Origin of the sequence: Sphingobacteruim zhuxiongii (genome assembly GCF_009557615.1) — a bacterium.
Taxonomy (GTDB): Bacteria; Bacteroidota; Bacteroidia; order Sphingobacteriales; family Sphingobacteriaceae; genus Sphingobacterium; species Sphingobacterium zhuxiongii.
Window position 1 is genome coordinate 2495412 of sequence record NZ_CP045652.1, and the last position, 17606, is coordinate 2513017.

Consider the following 17606-nt stretch of genomic DNA (forward strand, 5'->3'; position numbering starts at 1 on the left):
ATTGTTAAGGAATGGTTTCAATTGGTGGAACATTGCGCTCAGCACCATCGTAACCTTTATTTTGATTAATAACACCTTTTGTATTCGCGGTAATAACTGTTGAAGGAATTGGCCAAAGTACATGGAATGGCGCAATCGCCGCCACATTACCTAGCATGGTCACCTTCTGATCGTAGGTCGGGTTCTTACGCTTCACACGATCATAGTAATAGTTCTTCTCGCTAAAATTCGCTAAAGTATAGCCTTGCAAATTCTTAGCTGCCATAATATACGAAATACGAACCATTTCTGAATGTCGAGGCTCCTCTGTAAACAACTCTCTAGCGCGCTCATCCATGATGAAATCAACCGTCACTTCAGACGAAGTCATCGGTAATGCTTTGGCACGAGCACGAACCTTATTGATATCCGCAGCTGCTAAATCCAACTGCCCCTTCCAATAATAAGCTTCGGCACGCAATAAATAGGTCTCCGCTAATCTAAATACATAGAAATCGCCATTTCCACCTTGCGGGGTCGCTGCTTTATTCTGCTCAGGAACATACAGTTTGTAATGCGGAATTGCATAGATGCTACGGAACGTATCCAATTTATCAGCGAAATAGGCAATATTAACAGGCTTTCCAAAATCTTTTGAACTAGGGTTATTGTATTTGTACTCATGATTATCTACCCAGTTTGCATCTGCCCTTCTTAAATCCGTTGTTGTTTTCCAAGTTGCTCCTTTGTATGACCAAACATCATACTGATAAAAACCAGTTAAGCGTACATTCGCATTTCCACGGCCTAATGAATCATACATAGGACCAGATGCCACCATTCCCGCTTTACCTTCACTATCTCTAACTGGCGCTTGAAACCATGAACAACCATAATATCGCATGGTGAACAATCCTAGAGAACGTGCATCTGCTGGTGCTTCAAAACGGTCAATTGTTGCTAAGATGGTCTCTTTATTATTTGCTAGGGAAACGTTCTCTGGTCTATGTAAATCCCACATAACATTTCTGTAGGTATTTGCCGCATCTTTACCAAAACGCTCTGTCATCAATGCATAAGGACCATTAATCACCGCAGTTGCTGCAGTAATAGCCTTATCGAATTCCAAGTTTGCTAAATAGACCTTGCTTAAAAGATGATTTGCCGCGCCTTTTGTCAATTCACCTGCGCCCGCTGATGCAGGTAGCCATTGTGCCGCGAATTCTAAGTCAACCTGAATCTTCTTTAAGATTGCGGCTCTACTATGTGATTGAAAATCCAATTTCGCACCTTCGATTTCCTCGGCAATAAATGGCACATCACCATAGCTATTCACTAAGCGATAGTACCAGTATGAACGATAGAATAATCCTTGCGCAAGCATTGCATTTTTCTCCTGCTCGGATTTAAACTCAACAGTTTGCACTCTTGAAATTAACACATTACAATTCTTTACGTTGGTAAACATGAAGTTGAACATCTTCAAGAAATTGTAATACACATCGTTATTTGGTGTTAACTTATAAAAGTCGAGTTGCGACCATGGAGATCCTAAATCAGATGCTGCAAAGTCCATAATCAGATTATGTAAGCCTTTGCCCATATTGTGGGTTTCTTGTTTCAAGTCGGTCTTCAGGGTCACCGCAAGCGATGCTAAACCTTGAGGGTCCTTATAAACATTCTCAGGCGTATAGAAGGAAAGTGGCTCAGGATCTAACCAAGATTTGCTACACGATAGCGTCACTAGCGTTAGAAAAAAGCCCGCGATTATTATATTAATTTTTTTCATGATAATTTCGTTTTTAGATTATAGTGAGAAATTAACACCTGCAGAGTAACTACGTGGCATTGGCATAGAATTCTGAGAATTATATGCTGTTTCTGGATCCCATCCTGGCCATTTATCAATCGTAAAGACGTTACGTGCTGCTAAGAAAACACGAAGGTTCTTAACTTTAATACGTTCCAAAGCAGATTCAGGTACGGTATACGAGAATGATAAATCTTGTAAACGTAGGAATGAAGCTGGTTTATAAGTGCGAATACCACCACCAAAAACAGTAGTCAACGCATTCAAACGTGGATAGTCGTTGTTTCGGTTTTCTGCAGTCCAATATGGAAGATCATAGGTGCTACGCTTATCATATGTATCTGTACCTCCTGCGCGTTGTGCTTCCATAAAATAACCTAAATGACCTAACTCTGCTCTTAGGAAGAACGTCACATTGAAGTTCTTTAAGAAATCAATAGAGTTTCTTAATCCCAGACGATGACGAGGACGCTCATAGCCAATGAACTGCTTATCCATTAATGCATCGTACTTGTAATTACCATCTAAATCGACAGCTTTGAAATCGCCCGGTTTCAAACCATACTTCGCCGCTTCTTCTGCTTCTTCAACTTGCCAAATACCTGTGATTTTATAATTCCAGATTTGATCAATTGCTTGACCTGGGAACCATTCGTTCGTATAATCTGGAAGTTCTTGGTATCCTGTAACACCACTAATTGTTGTTTCACCAAAATCACCAAATAGCTCTTCAATCTTATTTCTGTTAGCCGAATAAACGAGACCACTATTCCACTTAAAGTTCTCTCGATCGATGTTGACGGTGTTAACAGAAACTTCCCAACCTTTATTACTTAGTTTACCTAAGTTGGTCACCACACTCGTATAACCGGTAATTTCTGGAAGCTTTCTGTTCATTAATAAATCAACTGTCGTCATACTATATACATCGGCAGTCAAGTTTACTCTATTTTTGAACATCGCTAAATCAATACCCAAGTTGTACGACTCTGTCTGCTCCCATTTTAAATCATAATTAGACAGAGTATTGTTAAATACGCCGATTTGAGTTGAAACGCCATTATAGTAACGTGCTGATTCAACCGTTGCTAAAGCCGCATATTGTCCAATTGAACGGTTACCATTTCTACCCCAAGAAGCACGAATCTTTAGATCATCGATTTTATCTACGTTAAAAAAGGACTCATTGGAAAGTCTCCAAGCAAAAGCAAAAGCTGGGAATACTGCTCTAGGATTTTTCTTGCCAAATGCCGAATAGCCATCACGTCTTACCGAAGCTGTAAATAGGTATTTATCATTCAACGTATAGTTTAAACGAGCCATCGCAGCATCACCTGTAGCACGGGTATCGTTGGAACCTACCTTATGATCCGATCCATACTCAATACCATGGTAACCTAGCGATTGATTTGGACTGAAGGATTGATTACTTAATCTTGATTCCCAAGTATCTATTTTTTCTGCACTATAAAGTAAGGTTACATCAAATTGATGCATACCAAATTTCTTATTCCAGTGGACCAAATGATCAAGCATCCATTCAAAAGTCGACCCTTCTACACGTGTCGCATAGCCATCCTTGTAGGTCGAACCGCCTGTCAAAGTCGTCGAAGGATAGAAATTATAGAGTTTACTAAACTCATAGCGAGGTTGGAATGATGCTTTATAAGAGATGTTGTACGGCAACTTCACATTCATATAAATGGAAGAGAACAAGCTATTAATCTTGTTTTTCTGATCCTGGCCACCAAGTGTATTAATTAACGGCGTCGCAACAGCAAAGGTATTTGGATACCAAAGTAAGTTATTGTTATCATCGTACATACTACCGTATGGACTCATCAAAAACATCGAGTTAATACTCGGAATAATTTGTGTTTGATTTTTATCCGAAAACTGCGCATTGACACCTGCTGACAACCAATTAGTAATGGTAAAATCGGTATTAATTCGGCTACGAATGGTATTGAAGTCATCCCCAATCGAAATACCTTCATTATCTTGATAGCCCAAAGACCAATAGTATTTCACCTTATCGGCTCCGCCGGAAATATTTAAATCATAGTTTTGTTTTAAACCCTTTCTGAATACTTCATCAAGCCAATAAATCTCGTTACCTGCGACATAATTATCCACCTCAATATCGTAAAAGTTTAAGCGACTTAACCATTCCCGCGTATTATCCGCTTGTGGGTTATTACTTGCTGTTCTCCATTGATCAAGCGTTACCCCATCTGGTAAATTGCTTGGGTTGTTGTAATAGAAGGCAGGCTTTGTTGGGTTATAGCCACGCATTACATCGGTTCTAAACTGTATGTAGCCAGGGCCATCATACGTTTTAAATGGATGCATCAAACTCGCTACTCCGAAGTTAGCCTCTAGATTAATCCTTGGCGTTCCAGAAAGACCTTTTTTCGTTGTTACTTGGATAACTCCCGCTGCAGCACGAGCACCATAAACTGCTGTCGAGCTCGCGTCTTTCAAGATATCCATCGTCTCGATATCCGAAGGATTGATATCGGCGATACTACCGTTGAAGATAACTCCATCCAATACAATCATTGGGCTAGTGGAAGCATTTAAAGATTTTGGACCACGAATCTCCATGCTACTGGAGCCAGACGCACTCGTGCTTTGATTCGAAATAAAACCAGCAACCGTACCATTTAACATCTCTGTTAATTGCGTCGTTGGTTGATTTTTAAATTGATTGGCATCAACTCGAGTAATTGATCCGGTCAAATCACTTTTCTTTGCTGTACCATAACCAATCACGACTACTTCATCCAAGTCGGCTGTGGTACTTTGAAGTTTAATGATTAAATTGCTTTCAGATTGGCTGACCGTATACTCCTGGGTTGTGAAGTTCAGCATATTAAAGGATAGCTTATCCCCTTGCTTTACTTCAATCGTAAAATTACCCTGATCGTCAGTTGCGGTTTTCTTGCTTGTACCTTTGACGGAAATTGTCACACCAGCAAGTGGTTCATTACTTTCCGATGAGAGAACCTGTCCACGAATCGTCAAGGTTTGCGCCTGAACGAAGTTAAATTCGTGCACTGTCCGAATCGGAATTTTTGCATGCAGAATCGTAGGGCTGAGTGCTGCCGACACTGCTAAGAAAAACAAGTAGTCTTTTCTCATAATTCAGTTGTTTAAGTAGTGGTTATGGGGATCGATATAGCTACCGTGTCCGTACACAATGATACTTATAAACAATTTTTAATCCCGAAAATTGACATAATTTATTTCCGATAGCGTTTCCGATGATTTTTAGAATAAAAAATATAAAAATGAACTAACTTGGGATAAAACTGCCTTCTCCATGAAAAAAATATATACCAATTTTCTTTGCCGACTGTTCAGTCTAGTCCTACTTTATTTATTTTGTATTAACAACATGTTAAGTGCTCAAAACCAAGTCAATTGGGATGACAAATCCAGTGTAACATGGCCAAAAGAAACCCGACTAATTGAAATAAAGTCAACCAAAGATGCAACCGTACAGAAATCTTACCTTTATAGTAGCACACGTAAAACAAAAAGCCCTCTAATCATTAGTTTACATACCTGGGGTGGAAATTATGCGCAAAGAGATCCACTATTAAAATATTGCATAGCAGCGGATGTAAATTATTTACATCCCGATTTTCGCGGTCCGAATAACAAACCGGAAGCGGCAGGCAGCGAACTAGTCAGCCAGGATATCGACGATGCGATCCAGTGGGCACTTGACTCCCTCCAAGTGGATATGGATCAGATTCATGTGGTCGGTGTTAGTGGAGGCGGATTTGCGACGGCACTCAGCTATATGAAGAGTAAGCACCCAATTAAATCTTTTCATGCCTTTGTCGGCATCTACAATTTGGAGGACTGGTATTATGAATCGCTAGGACGTAAGAACGCATATGCAAAAGATATTATCGCGATTACTGGAGGCACAGCGAATCAACCGAATTTTGCAGAAGCAAAAAAGCGCTCAGTCCTATTGATGTCTACACCGACGAAACAAAGAAAGCAGGCAAGTCTACATTTATATGTTGGTTTGCATGACGGGTATACCGGTTCTGTTCCTATCTCCCACAGCTTAGAACTATATAATAAAGTCGTACTGGACTTTGATAAGCACGCAAATAAAGCACTTATTTCACTGGAGGATCGCTATACACTTTTGAAACGTCGAAGCAGCCCAAATTTTAGCATCATCTCCCAAGGATTTATGGGGAGAGACATCATCTATCAGAAACAGTATCAAGATAAAGTCAAGATTATCGTATTTGATGGTGGTCATGAAATGCCTGAGGCCAACCTCCTACCCTATATATTTTAAAGACTTTAGCGAGATTTTCTTTAAATTGCAATAACATTTATTAAACCACAAATCACTAAACCATGTACAAGAATTCAGGAATCAGATTTCTACTGTCCTTATTAACGCTTGTGGCCTTATGGAACTTTTCCTATGCCCAATCTAGAAGCAACCAGCTTATCCAAGTTATTGTAAGCCCAAACAAAGCTGACTGGACCTATGGAAGCAATGAAGAAATAAGTTTTACCGTATCTGTTGTAAAGCATCAAGTGCCCATTCAGGATGCCGAAGTTAGCTACAGCATTGGCTGGGAGAAAATGGATCCCTTGCAATCTGGCAACCTCAAAGTAAATGGTGCAGCGACCAAGGTTGGTAAGCCTTTAAAAGGCGACAAACCCGGTTTTATACGTTGTGAAGTAAAATACAAATACGATGGGCAAGAATACCGTGGGATTGCGACAGCGGCCATCAATCCTGAAAAAATTCAACCTACACAAACACTTCCCTCCGACTTTATGGACTTCTGGAACAAAGAGATCAGTGCTTTAAAAAATATTCCATTAGATCCGAAAATGACACTTTTGCCTGAGCTATCCACTGCTACCGTTGATGTATTTCATATCAACTTTCAAAACATCAATGGAAGCCGGATGTATGGGATTCTGTCAAAGCCTAAGAAAGCCGGAAAACACCCTGCGGTATTACAAGTTCCGGGTGCTGGTATTCGTCCCTATGCAGGAGCGGTCAGTGTTGCGGAGAAAGGAATAGTAACGCTTCAAATTGGAATACATGGCATTCCTGTACGTGAAGACGTCGAATTATATAACAATTTATCCGCCGGCGCATTACGCAGCTACCCTTTCTTCAATTTAGATGATAAAAATCAATACTACTATAAACGTGTATATTTAGGATGTATCCGTGCGGTCGACTTCCTTACACAATTGGACGATGTTGATCAGAACAACCTAATGGTATGGGGCGGAAGCCAAGGTGGTGCACTTTCGATTGTTGTAGCCGGATTAGACAAACGAATTAAACATTTGGTGGCGATTTATCCTGCCCTAAGTGATGTTACAGGCTATTTACACAACCGCGCTGGTGGCTGGCCACATATGTTTAACAAAGAAAATGCAGCCTTTATGGCGACCGATGCAAAGATCAAAAACTCCGCATATTACGACGTTGTGAACTTTGCAAAGCAAGTTAAGGTTCCTGGATTCTACACGTGGGGATACAACGATGAAACATGCCCTCCGACCTCTTATTACGCTGCATACAATGTAATCAATGCGCCGAAAGATCTTTACCTCGTTCAAGAAACAGGACATTGGACTTTCCAAGAACAACAAGACAAAATATTAGACTGGGTTTTAACGAAAGCTAAAGTCAAATAATTAAACAGCTTTCTTTGCCGTTTCATCTAGGCAAGAGAGATAAATGATTCACATACAGCCCTAGAAGAGCCCCAGGTACCGAACCGAAAGCTTTTCTAGGGCTGATCTTTTTTTTATAACCAATTCCCTCCCAAAAAAGCTTAGTTTGCCTAAGATTTTAACCCACTTGAAACTATTAATCTGCACTTTCATGGGCTAAGCTAAGTCAAAAGTAGGCTTGAGCTAGGCCTCAGCTCGTTGATTGATCTCCGACTCTAAGAAGTCAATTCCTACTCATAACTTATACGCTAAAAATTCAAGCGGTTCCGTTCTATACCTAGAAATCTGTATATTTAGAATCCTATTGGATGAATAAATAATGGAAGAGACAAAACAATTAGCACAGTTAACAGCAGAAGAGATACGCGTTTTAGGGTCCTTAATGGAGAAATCGAAAACGACGCCAGAATATTACCCGATGACTTTAAATGGATTACAGACAGCCTGTAATCAAAAGACTTCTAGAAAACCGGTTGTACAATACGATGAAAATACGGTTATTGCTGCTTTAGATAGCTTAAAGCGCAAAGGTTTGATTTCTACCGTTGTTGGCGGAGGTAGTCGAGTTACCAAGTACAAACATAACCTGGCGATACAATATCCGCTATTGCCGCAGGAAGTCGCTGTCCTCTGTTTATTGTTCCTTCGCGGCCCATTGACGGGTGGCGAAATCAACAGTAACTCGGGCAGGCTCTACGAGTTTGAATCTCTAGATGAGGTTCAAGAACTACTCAACAAATTGGCGGAAGATGAACCTGCCTATATACAACAATTAGCAAAGCGCCCGGGACAAAAAGAAGCACGCTATGTACATTTATTTAGTCCTTTTGACGAGTCCAGTTTTGAAGATAGCAGTGTGGCTAATGATTCACCTGCCGCTTCCAGTCGTATTGCTCAATTGGAAGAACGCGTAGAAAGTTTGGAAGAACAATTAAGTAAGCTTCAAGCAGCGTTTGATAAACTAATGGAAGAATTATCTTAAGATTCGCACATGAAAAAACTTCTCCTATCCGCATTTTTATCGGCAGGGATTTTTGCTGTTTCGGCACAGCATTTTAATAACCTAGTCAGCAATATCCAATCGAGCTTTCGAGGATTGGAAACCTATAAAGAAAATGTCGTTTGGGTAAGCGGCAGCAATGGCACCGTGGGGCGATCCATTGATGCCGGGAAGAGCTGGACTTGGGTAAATCCGAAGGGTTACGAGCAGTTTGATTTTCGAGATATAGAAGTATTCTCAGCGAAAGACGCCGTTATTGTTAGTGCGGGAAGTCCGGCAGTCGTGTTGCGTACAAAAGATGGAGGAAAATCATGGAAAGAGGTTTATCGTAATGAACGTGCAGAAATCTTCCTCGACGGCATGGACTTCCATGGGAAAACAGGATTTATCTTCGGTGATCCAATCGATGGTTCCTTCCAGTTATTGAAATCAAACGACAAAGGCAAAACCTGGACTGATGTGAGTAATCATATTTTCCTATTAGCGGAAGAAGGTGAAGCTGGATTTGCAGCAAGCGGTTCAGGCATTCAGGTTTTTCCAGATATTGTGTATATCGCCTCTGGCGGACGCTATAGTTCCTTTTATAAACGTAGTGAGAAAGAACATAGCCTAGATGTTTTGGATGTTCCTATTTGGTCCGGCGAAGCTTCTACGGGAATTTTTTCATTGGATTTCTGGGATAAGCAGACAGGGGTGCTTGTTGGCGGAAACTATACCGCCGATCAAGACAATCGAAATAACATTCTCTTAACGACGAATGCGGGAAAGTCTTGGGTAAAGCCACAGTCACCCGTTGGAGGTTATCGCTCGAGCGTTAAGTATATTTCGAAATCTGTCTTGCTTGCTACAGGTACCTCCGGTACGGATTTATCGACCGATGGCGGACAAAATTGGAAAACAATTTCTAAAGCTAGCTTTAATGTGATTTCTAAATCTAAATCAGGAAAGCATATTTACTTAGCCGGTAGCAACGGCAACGTGGAAAGCTTGAGTCTTACGGACATGTAGTGAGGAATTGAGGGGAATGTTAGCTAGATTTATACGGATGCTTCCATGGCCCTCTATACGCTCTCTTGAGCAATTGTGTAGCTTCGGGATCGTTTAAACAAATTTTACGCTTTGGATCATATTCCACTGGTCGGCCAAGCTTCATGGATATATTCGCAAGAATACAAGAAGCAGTAGATATGTGCCCTTGTTCAATATCCGCAACGGGCAGTTCATCGTTCTCAATAGCCTTCAATAAATTCTGCATATGCTTTCGAGTTGCGGGTGCAGCATTGATCTCGATGCGCGCCTCTTTTAAATCCTCCGGATAGGCTTCTTTTTCTAAGACCACGTCCTTTTTAATACGTTCACCTTTTAAGGGAATAAACTCATATTTCATAGTACTACCTTTTAAGGTTCCCTTATCTCCATAGAGAATAAACGCCCAAGGAAACTCGGGATCTGCAGCGGTTCCCCAAGTACGGTGTTGCCATACACAATTTAGGTGTTCATACTGAAAAACTGCGGTCTGCGTATCTGCTATATTCGACTTACCTTCCTTCTGCACATAGATACCGCCATAAGCATCAATCTTTGTCGGCCAACCGAGGTTCAACATCCAACGAACTGTATCAAACATATGCACACACATATCGCCAGTGATACCATTTCCATATTCCATGAAGGAGCGCCACCATCCTCCATGTGGAAGATGATCATAGGGACGCATCGGTGCTGGTCCCGTCCACATCTCGTAATCTAGAAAATCGGGAATAGGTTTTAAGTCGGGATTTTCATTGTTGCGCATATGGTAGTAGCAACACATCTCAACATGGGATATATTGCCCAGCAATCCTTTATCGACGATATTTTCCTTAGCGTCGATCATGTGCGGTGTACTCCTTCTTTGAGTACCAATTTGTACTTTTCGATTTAACTTTCGTGCTGTTGCCAACAGGGCCTCTCCTTCCATGACATCGACAGAAATCGGTTTTTGCAGATATACATGTGCGCCAGCCTCCATCGCGGCGATTGCTGTTAAAGCATGCCAATGGTCAGGTGTTCCGATTAAAATCAGGTCAAACTGATGAGCCGATAGCATTTTCCGATAATCCGCATAGGTTTTCGGAGTGTTCTTTGATTTTTGACGCTCCGCTATCAATTGTGCTGCCTCTTTTAAATGTCTTTTATCAACATCGCATACCGCAAGAACCTCAACATCTGCTACCTGTAAAAGTCTAAATAAATCGCTCTTTCCGTACCATCCAGCACCAATTAGGCCGACATTTTTTATACTCTTCGGCAGTTCTCCTTTTAAAAGTTGTGGCAGGGAGCTCAGCCCTAATAATGCGGTACTTCCAAGAATAAATTCGCGGCGGTTAAGACTCCAGTCGTTCATAGGAATAGGTTTATCGATTAGTCTAATATAATTAAAAATAACTACATTAGCGTGGAGTTTACCAAACCGAATTATGTTTATTAACAAGAATTTTGACTCTCGAGAGTTTGAAGTTCTATTCACTCGATGGAATAGAAAGGTCTATCACTATGCCTTATCCAAAACATCCAATAGTTATATTGCTGAAGAAACAGTACAACGTGTTTTTATTAAACTCTGGAATAACCTTAGCAAAAAAAACATAGACTGTGCGATTGAATCGCAGATATTCACGATTACGCGTACAGTATTATTAGATATTGTAAAAGAAGAGTATCGCCGCAAACAAGCAATTGATCAAATTCCAATGTTTATGGAAGATGCGCAAGTCTCCATGCCGATCGAAATCAAAGAAACGGAGTCTGCACTGCAACAGATTATTGGGAAAATGCCTCCGATGCGTAAATTGGTATTTCAACTCAGTCGATTTGAACAGTTAAACTATCAGGAAATTGCCGAAAAACTTAAAATATCGCCGCGTACAGTTGAAAATCATATCTCACTCGCTTTGAAAATGATTCGTAAATCATTTTCCAATTTCCTCTTTTTACTTCTAGCGCTACTAAGCTCCCTCTTTCTATAGTCTTCTTCATTTAATCCACCGAGCTGACCTTGCTAACGGTATTAATTTATCTATGTCCATATTTTGAATTATTTTTTCGATTCTATTAGGGGTATCGTTATTTCTCGTCGTAATAAGTATAATGATAAGCAGAGACCAGTTAGCAAGATACCTACAGGGTTCGTGTAGCCCCGAAGAAGCGGAAGAAATTAGACAATTTATTGAACAGCATTCCATTCAGGTCGAGGAATTACTATCGGCGGAGGATTGGGATAACACTGCTGATTTACCTTATGCGGAAGAAACTCAGTTAAAAGAACTTATCGAAGAACGCCTTATAAAGAAACGGCGGTCGATCTCCTGGACGCGTTTAGGGCAAGTAGCTGCAGCGATTCTAATTATTTGTGCTGTGTTCCTATACCAACAGCGTTCAGAACGAGCCCCAGTGCATGGCGGAGAACAGCAAAAGCGTATTGTAGAAAAGAAGCCAGCAGCAAAGGTTGGCAATTTATTCTTCATCAACTCCAGCAATGAAGACATGAATATCTATTGCAGCGACGGTTCTCGAATCAAATTATCCACGGGTTCGGAAGTTCGGTTTGCGGAGAATTTCACATCGCTATCGGAGCGTAGAATTGAACTAAAAGGAAAGGCGACATTCTTCGTCAAGAAGGATCGCTCGCGGCCATTTCGAGTATATTCCAATAAGATCGTGACAACAGCCTTAGGCACCGCCTTTATCGTGGAAGAAAAAATCGGAAAAACGACTCGAGTGGAGCTTATTGAAGGAAAGATCGACGTCAAAGAACGGGTTGTGAAGACCAAAATGCCTATTCATCGTCAGTTTGAGACAAGAGGTGAAATCCTTGTTGATCATGTTCATAAACGAATTCTATCAGAGGCTAAATTGACCCAAAATAGCAATGATCGAAATGGTTTTTATAGACAACAAAACAAACAGATTGTCATTAAAAATCTCCCAGTAATTGATATTTTAAACATATTGCAACATAATTTTAACATTAAATTAAAAAACGCGTCTTACCTTGCGGCGAATAGTTTTTTCAGTGGCACCTTTCGGGAGAAGCCGGACGCCTACAAGGATATCATCAAGGAAATCAACTATTTACATAAAACAAACATTGAAACATTAAACAATTAAGCGAACAAACAAACATCAATGAATTATGAGTAACTATCTACAAAAGAAAAAAGGAATGCTGACCGCATTCTTACTCAACTTTTCGCGTCCAAAGAGTAGTTGGCCATTGCATATGGCACTTTGCGGCGCATTAAGCATGGGGGTACAAGTGGCATCGGCACAAAGCAGCGCAAGCGTTAATGGTGTCGTTCGGGATGCCAATGGCAATCCATTACCTGGGGTAACGGTTGTTGTAGAAAATAGCGCGACTTCGTTTCGGCAATCTACTGTAACCAATGATGCTGGTAATTTCAGCTTCAATCAAATTCCGCAAGGACAAGGTTACAGCTTTCGTTTAAACTCCTTGGGTTTTGCGAGCAAAACATTGAGCAATTATAACATCAATGCGAACGATAAAGTTTCCCTATCTGTGACGTTAGAGTCAAATGCGGAGAACTTAGAAGAAGTCGTAGTAACGGCCTTAGGTATCAAGCGTGATAAGAAAGCGTTAGGTTACACGGTTGCGGAGTTAAAAGGCAATGAGCTGACGAACGGTAAAGAGGCAAACGTTGCTAATGCACTTTCGGGGAAAGTAGCAGGAGTTCAAGTGAGCCGTGCGGCGTCGGGAGCTGGCGGTTCTGCGAAAGTCGTTATTCGTGGTAACAACTCCTTAATAGGAAATAGTCAACCTCTATATGTTGTTGATGGGGTACCTATCGACAACCAAAATATGTCTGCACCTTCACAATGGGGTGGAACAGATTATGGAGACGGTATTGGAAATATCAACCCTGATGACATCGAGAGTATGTCGGTTTTAAAAGGTCCCAATGCGGCAGCCTTATATGGCCAACGTGGTAGCAATGGAGTAATCTTAATTACAACAAAATCAGGGAAAGCTGGAAAGACAAACTTCAGCTTCAATTCCGATTACTCGGTAGGGACAGGTCTTGTACTCCCAGACTTTCAAAATGAATATGGTCAGGGCTTAAATGGTAATTTCACGCATTTTAGAAAAGATGATGGCACAATTGTATCGATGGCACAAGCCTTAGCCAACAACTTCTCAGGTATGCCGAAGATGTCAGGAGGTCGCGATCGTACCACTCGCGCCAGCTGGGGTCCGCGCATGGAAGGCCAACAATATGAGGACATGTATGGCAATATCCTGAGCTTGAATCCTGCGTCTGACACGTATAGCAGCTTTTTTCAAACAGAGAAACAATGGGTTAACAACCTAAGTGTTGACGGTGGCAACGAGCGTGTTAACTATCGCTTCTCGTATGCAAACACCAATGTTGACGGCTATATTCCAAACAATACCTTAAACAGGAATAACTTTGGTTTACGCTCGCAAGCAAAGATTACGGAGAAACTACATATCGACGTCAAAGCAAACTATATTATCCAGGAAGCAGAGAACCGTCCGACTGTATCCGATGCTGCTGACAACCCTGCCTACCTGTTCATCAGTCAACCTAGAAGCTTGAGTAATAGCATTGCTTCCAACTATAAGTGGACAGCGGATGAAGTGAAAAAACAGTTAGGATTTTCTGGTGTATACGAAGGCTTAGAAAAAACATATGCGACCAACAGTTCGACTGCGAATCCATTCTGGACAGTCAACGAGAATCATAATGAGGATCGTCGTGATCGTTTGATTGGTATGTTGCGCCTATCTTATGACGTGATGCCATGGTTAAAGCTATCCGCAACAGGAGGAACGGACTTCTACACCGATCAACGCTTTAGATACCGTCCGATTAATACCTATCAAAGTTTAAATAAGAAAGGTGATATCCGTGAAGAGGTAATTCGTAGTCGTGAGGATAATTATGATTTCTTAGCGAGCTCTAATTTTGCTGCCAATAAGGATATTAATTTAAGTTTCAACTTAGGTGCGAGTCATCAAAGTCGTTATATGCGCTTAACGGGTAACTCTGGAAATCAATTTATTGTACCAAATTTATTTGTAATCAATAACACGACGACTAACTCTTACCTTTTCGATTTAGTTGAATCGCAAATCAACTCGGCATATTTCTCGGGTCAGTTTGCATTCCGCGATTATTGGTTTGTAGATTTCTCTGCACGTAATGACTGGTCTTCTACCCTTTCGAAAAAGAATAACTCTTTCTTCTATCCTTCGGTTAGTAGCAGTTTGGTATTGACGGATGCCTTCAATTGGAAATCATCGACAATGCCTTATGCTAAGATCCGTGGATCATGGGCACAGGCTGGTAGTTCTGGTAATCCATATCAGTTAACTGGTGCTTATAGCTTGAATCAGTATACACATGGTGGTATTCCAATGGCATCGTATACGGAGATTATCCCTGATCCAGACTTGAAAAACGAGTTGACGACTTCAATTGAGGCGGGTGCTGACTTTAGATTTTTATCAAGTCGTTTATCCCTATCATTTACGTACTATCAAGCACGTACAAAAAATCAAATCTTAGATGTGCCAATCTCTCCTTCTAGCTTATATGTGAAGAACAGAATCAATGCTGGTGAGATTTCTAACAAGGGTTTTGAGTTTGTGATCTCTGGTACGCCTGTTAAATCTGAGAATTTTGAGTGGACGAGTCAATTTAACTTCAATAGAAACCGTAACAAGGTTGAATCGCTATACCCTGGTGTAGAAACCTTCCTTCTTGCGACAGACCGAGGCATTAATGTGGTTGCGGAAGTTGGTAAGCCATTTGGACAATTGATCGGTACGCAATTCGCATGGGTAAAAGATGAAGCTGGGAATCGCTTAATTGACCCGAATACGGGATTGCCAATTCGTACGTCAGGACGTGTAGAAACTGATTTAGGAAATGCACAACCGGACTGGATTGGTGGATTTTCAAATACCTTACGCTACAAAGGCGTTAGTTTGTATGCATTAGTAGATATTCGCCAAGGCGGTATTATCTTTTCACAATCGAATCGTGAGCAAATCATCTATGGTACTTCTAAGAAAACATTAGAAGGCCGTGATGGAACTTATCTTGCTCAAGGTATGGTTGCTTCTCAAAATGGAAATGGCGAATGGGTAAGTACTGGTGTAGAAAACAGTAAACAAGTCAATGCGCAAGATTACTGGAATTTAGTCGCTAGTGACAAGGAAGTTATGGTATCTGAAGAGATGATCAACGACATGAGTTATATCGCAATGCGTGAAATTAGTTTATCCTATCAGTTGCCTAAATCTTTTATGCCACACAAGGCTGTTAAGAATTTAAAATTGGGAATCTATGGTAGAAACTTATTCTATTTCCAACGCAATACGGATGGATTCTCTCCAGAGTCGGCATCTTTCAACGTGCATAACTCATCGATCGGTATCGAATCAACATCTCTACCGATGATGCGTAATTTTGGAATTAATTTAACTATGGGCCTATAAACTGATCAATAAAATGAAAGCTTTAAAATATTTTACATACTTAGGTATAGGTGCCGTAATGTTATCGACAGCATCTTGTACGAAAGACTTTGAACGCATAAACACACCTCCGACTTCAGTAACTGAGGTTGATCCGGCCTTATTATTTGCCCGTGTGTTACGTGATGGTACGTTTCAAGAGTCTGGCGAGTTGCCAAACAATAAATTTGGATCTTGGGTTCAACATTGGGCTGGTGGCCCTGTCGTTCCTGTATCCCGTTATTTTGAAGGGCCAGAGAATCTCATTTGGTCGCAGCACTATCAATTATTTAGAAATATCTCTCAAATTCGGGAAGAGTTAGCGGGACTAGAAAATGATCCTTCAGGACGTAGCAAGCTTGCTATCGCTGAGATTTATGAGGTCTTCTTATACCAACGTTTAACAGATTTATTTGGCGATGTACCATTCTCTGAGGTAACAACCTCGAGTACGGCAATTAACAGAACGCCTAAATTTGATAAGCAAGAGGATATTTATCCGGCATTAATTCAAAAGCTAAATGCGGCATTAACTAAATTGACTACTGGCGATGCTAGCTATGGTACTTCGGATTTCTTTTATTCGGGTAATATCGATAAGTGGAAGAAGTTTGGAAACTCCTTAAAACTTAGATTGGGCATGCGCCTACGCTATGCTAATGCTAGTTTGGCACAGAAGACTGTTACGGAAGCTTTGAGCTCGAGCGACGGTCTATTGAGTAGCAACAGTGATAATGCAGCTGTGAAGACGTTTAATGATGCACAGGCAGAGAATCAAAATCCGATTCTCCGCCAACTGACAACTGGTAGTGCGGATTTAAGATATCTTGCGAATACCTTAGTTGATAAGTTAAAGGAGTATAATGATCCACGTCTACCCTTACTTGCGGAGCCTGTAACGATTAGTGGTTCTACAACCTATCAAGGTATTGGTGTCGCATTAACCGACAATCAATTATCGCAATTAATTCGTTCGAATTACTCTACGCCAAATAAGACTACATATTTCAGTCAGACCTTTGCCCCTATTCCTGTTTATGCTTTGACTTACGCTGATGTTTGTTTTTACAAAGCTGAAGCAGCCTTATTAGGCTGGGGATTAACGGCAGCTGACGCAGAGAGCAATCTCCTAAATGGTGTAAGAGCTGCAGTAGCGTTACCTCCATTTAACCTATCTTCACTTCCATCGAGCTACGAGCAAAATATCCTTTCTTTGACGGGATTGTCAGCGGATCAAAAGATGGAGATAATAGCAACTCAAAAATGGATTCAACTATTTGGACGCGACTTTGAAGCATTTGCAGAATGGAGACGTACAGGTTACCCACGATTAACAGCGGGTCCTAATCCAGGTTCTACTAATGGACAAATTCCACGTCGCGCAATCTATTCGAGTGAAGAGTCTGAGCTTAATCAGGCAAATTACGATGAAGCGGTTGGACGCATGAGCAACGGAGATTCCTTCCTTTCGAAAGTTTGGTGGGATAAGCGATAAATATAGAAGCGCCACGATCAAAAGATAGTGGCGC

Annotated in this window: 11 protein-coding genes; 8 read left to right on the forward strand and 3 right to left on the reverse strand. The window is 41.0% G+C overall.

Annotated elements, in window-relative coordinates; translation table 11 throughout:
* Nucleotides 1–4: 4 nt before the first annotated feature.
* Complete coding sequence (locus GFH32_RS10695) at nt 5–1768, reverse strand: RagB/SusD family nutrient uptake outer membrane protein (RefSeq protein WP_153511599.1); 1764 nt, start codon at nt 1766–1768, stop codon at nt 5–7.
* 18 nt (nt 1769–1786) lie between these two features.
* Complete coding sequence (locus tag GFH32_RS10700) at nt 1787–4933, reverse strand: SusC/RagA family TonB-linked outer membrane protein (RefSeq protein WP_153511600.1); 3147 nt, start codon at nt 4931–4933, stop codon at nt 1787–1789.
* A 181-nt stretch (nt 4934–5114) separates the two neighbouring features.
* Between GFH32_RS10700 and GFH32_RS10705 the strand changes: the two genes are divergently transcribed.
* From GFH32_RS10705 to GFH32_RS10720, 4 genes are all read left to right on the forward strand, one after another.
* The gene (locus GFH32_RS10705; RefSeq protein ID WP_153511601.1) at nt 5115–6119 is read left to right on the forward strand and encodes an alpha/beta hydrolase family protein; all 1005 of its coding nucleotides are present in this window, start codon (nt 5115–5117) and stop codon (nt 6117–6119) included.
* A 62-nt stretch (nt 6120–6181) separates the two neighbouring features.
* Nucleotides 6182–7495 (forward strand): acetylxylan esterase, encoded by a 1314-nt coding sequence (locus GFH32_RS10710; protein WP_153511602.1) that lies wholly within the window; start codon nt 6182–6184, stop codon nt 7493–7495.
* Between the two features lie 358 nt (nt 7496–7853).
* The gene (locus GFH32_RS10715) at nt 7854–8516 is read left to right on the forward strand and encodes a YceH family protein (protein WP_153511603.1); all 663 of its coding nucleotides are present in this window, start codon (nt 7854–7856) and stop codon (nt 8514–8516) included.
* A 9-nt stretch (nt 8517–8525) separates the two neighbouring features.
* Nucleotides 8526–9542 carry a WD40/YVTN/BNR-like repeat-containing protein gene (locus GFH32_RS10720; protein ID WP_153511604.1) on the forward strand — a complete coding sequence of 339 codons (1017 nt, stop codon included), beginning with the start codon at nt 8526–8528 and terminating at the stop codon, nt 9540–9542.
* A 19-nt stretch (nt 9543–9561) separates the two neighbouring features.
* On the opposite strand, the gene GFH32_RS10725 is transcribed toward GFH32_RS10720, so the two are convergent.
* On the reverse strand, nt 9562–10920 hold the full coding sequence (locus GFH32_RS10725; RefSeq protein WP_153511605.1) for a Gfo/Idh/MocA family protein: 1359 nt from the start codon (nt 10918–10920) through the stop codon (nt 9562–9564).
* Nucleotides 10921–10993: 73 nt separating this feature from the next.
* On the opposite strand from GFH32_RS10725, the gene GFH32_RS10730 reads away from it, so the two are divergent.
* From GFH32_RS10730 to GFH32_RS10745, 4 genes are all read left to right on the forward strand, one after another.
* Complete coding sequence (locus tag GFH32_RS10730; RefSeq protein ID WP_153511606.1) at nt 10994–11542, forward strand: sigma-70 family RNA polymerase sigma factor; 549 nt, start codon at nt 10994–10996, stop codon at nt 11540–11542.
* A gap of 121 nt (nt 11543–11663) precedes the next feature.
* Nucleotides 11664–12683, forward strand: a complete 1020-nt coding sequence (locus GFH32_RS10735; RefSeq protein WP_153511607.1) for a FecR family protein — start codon at nt 11664–11666, stop codon at nt 12681–12683.
* A gap of 25 nt (nt 12684–12708) precedes the next feature.
* The gene (locus GFH32_RS10740) at nt 12709–16059 is read left to right on the forward strand and encodes a SusC/RagA family TonB-linked outer membrane protein (protein WP_153511608.1); all 3351 of its coding nucleotides are present in this window, start codon (nt 12709–12711) and stop codon (nt 16057–16059) included.
* Nucleotides 16060–16072: 13 nt separating this feature from the next.
* Nucleotides 16073–17572, forward strand: a complete 1500-nt coding sequence (locus GFH32_RS10745; protein WP_153511609.1) for a SusD/RagB family nutrient-binding outer membrane lipoprotein — start codon at nt 16073–16075, stop codon at nt 17570–17572.
* The last annotated feature ends 34 nt before the right edge of the window (nt 17573–17606 follow it).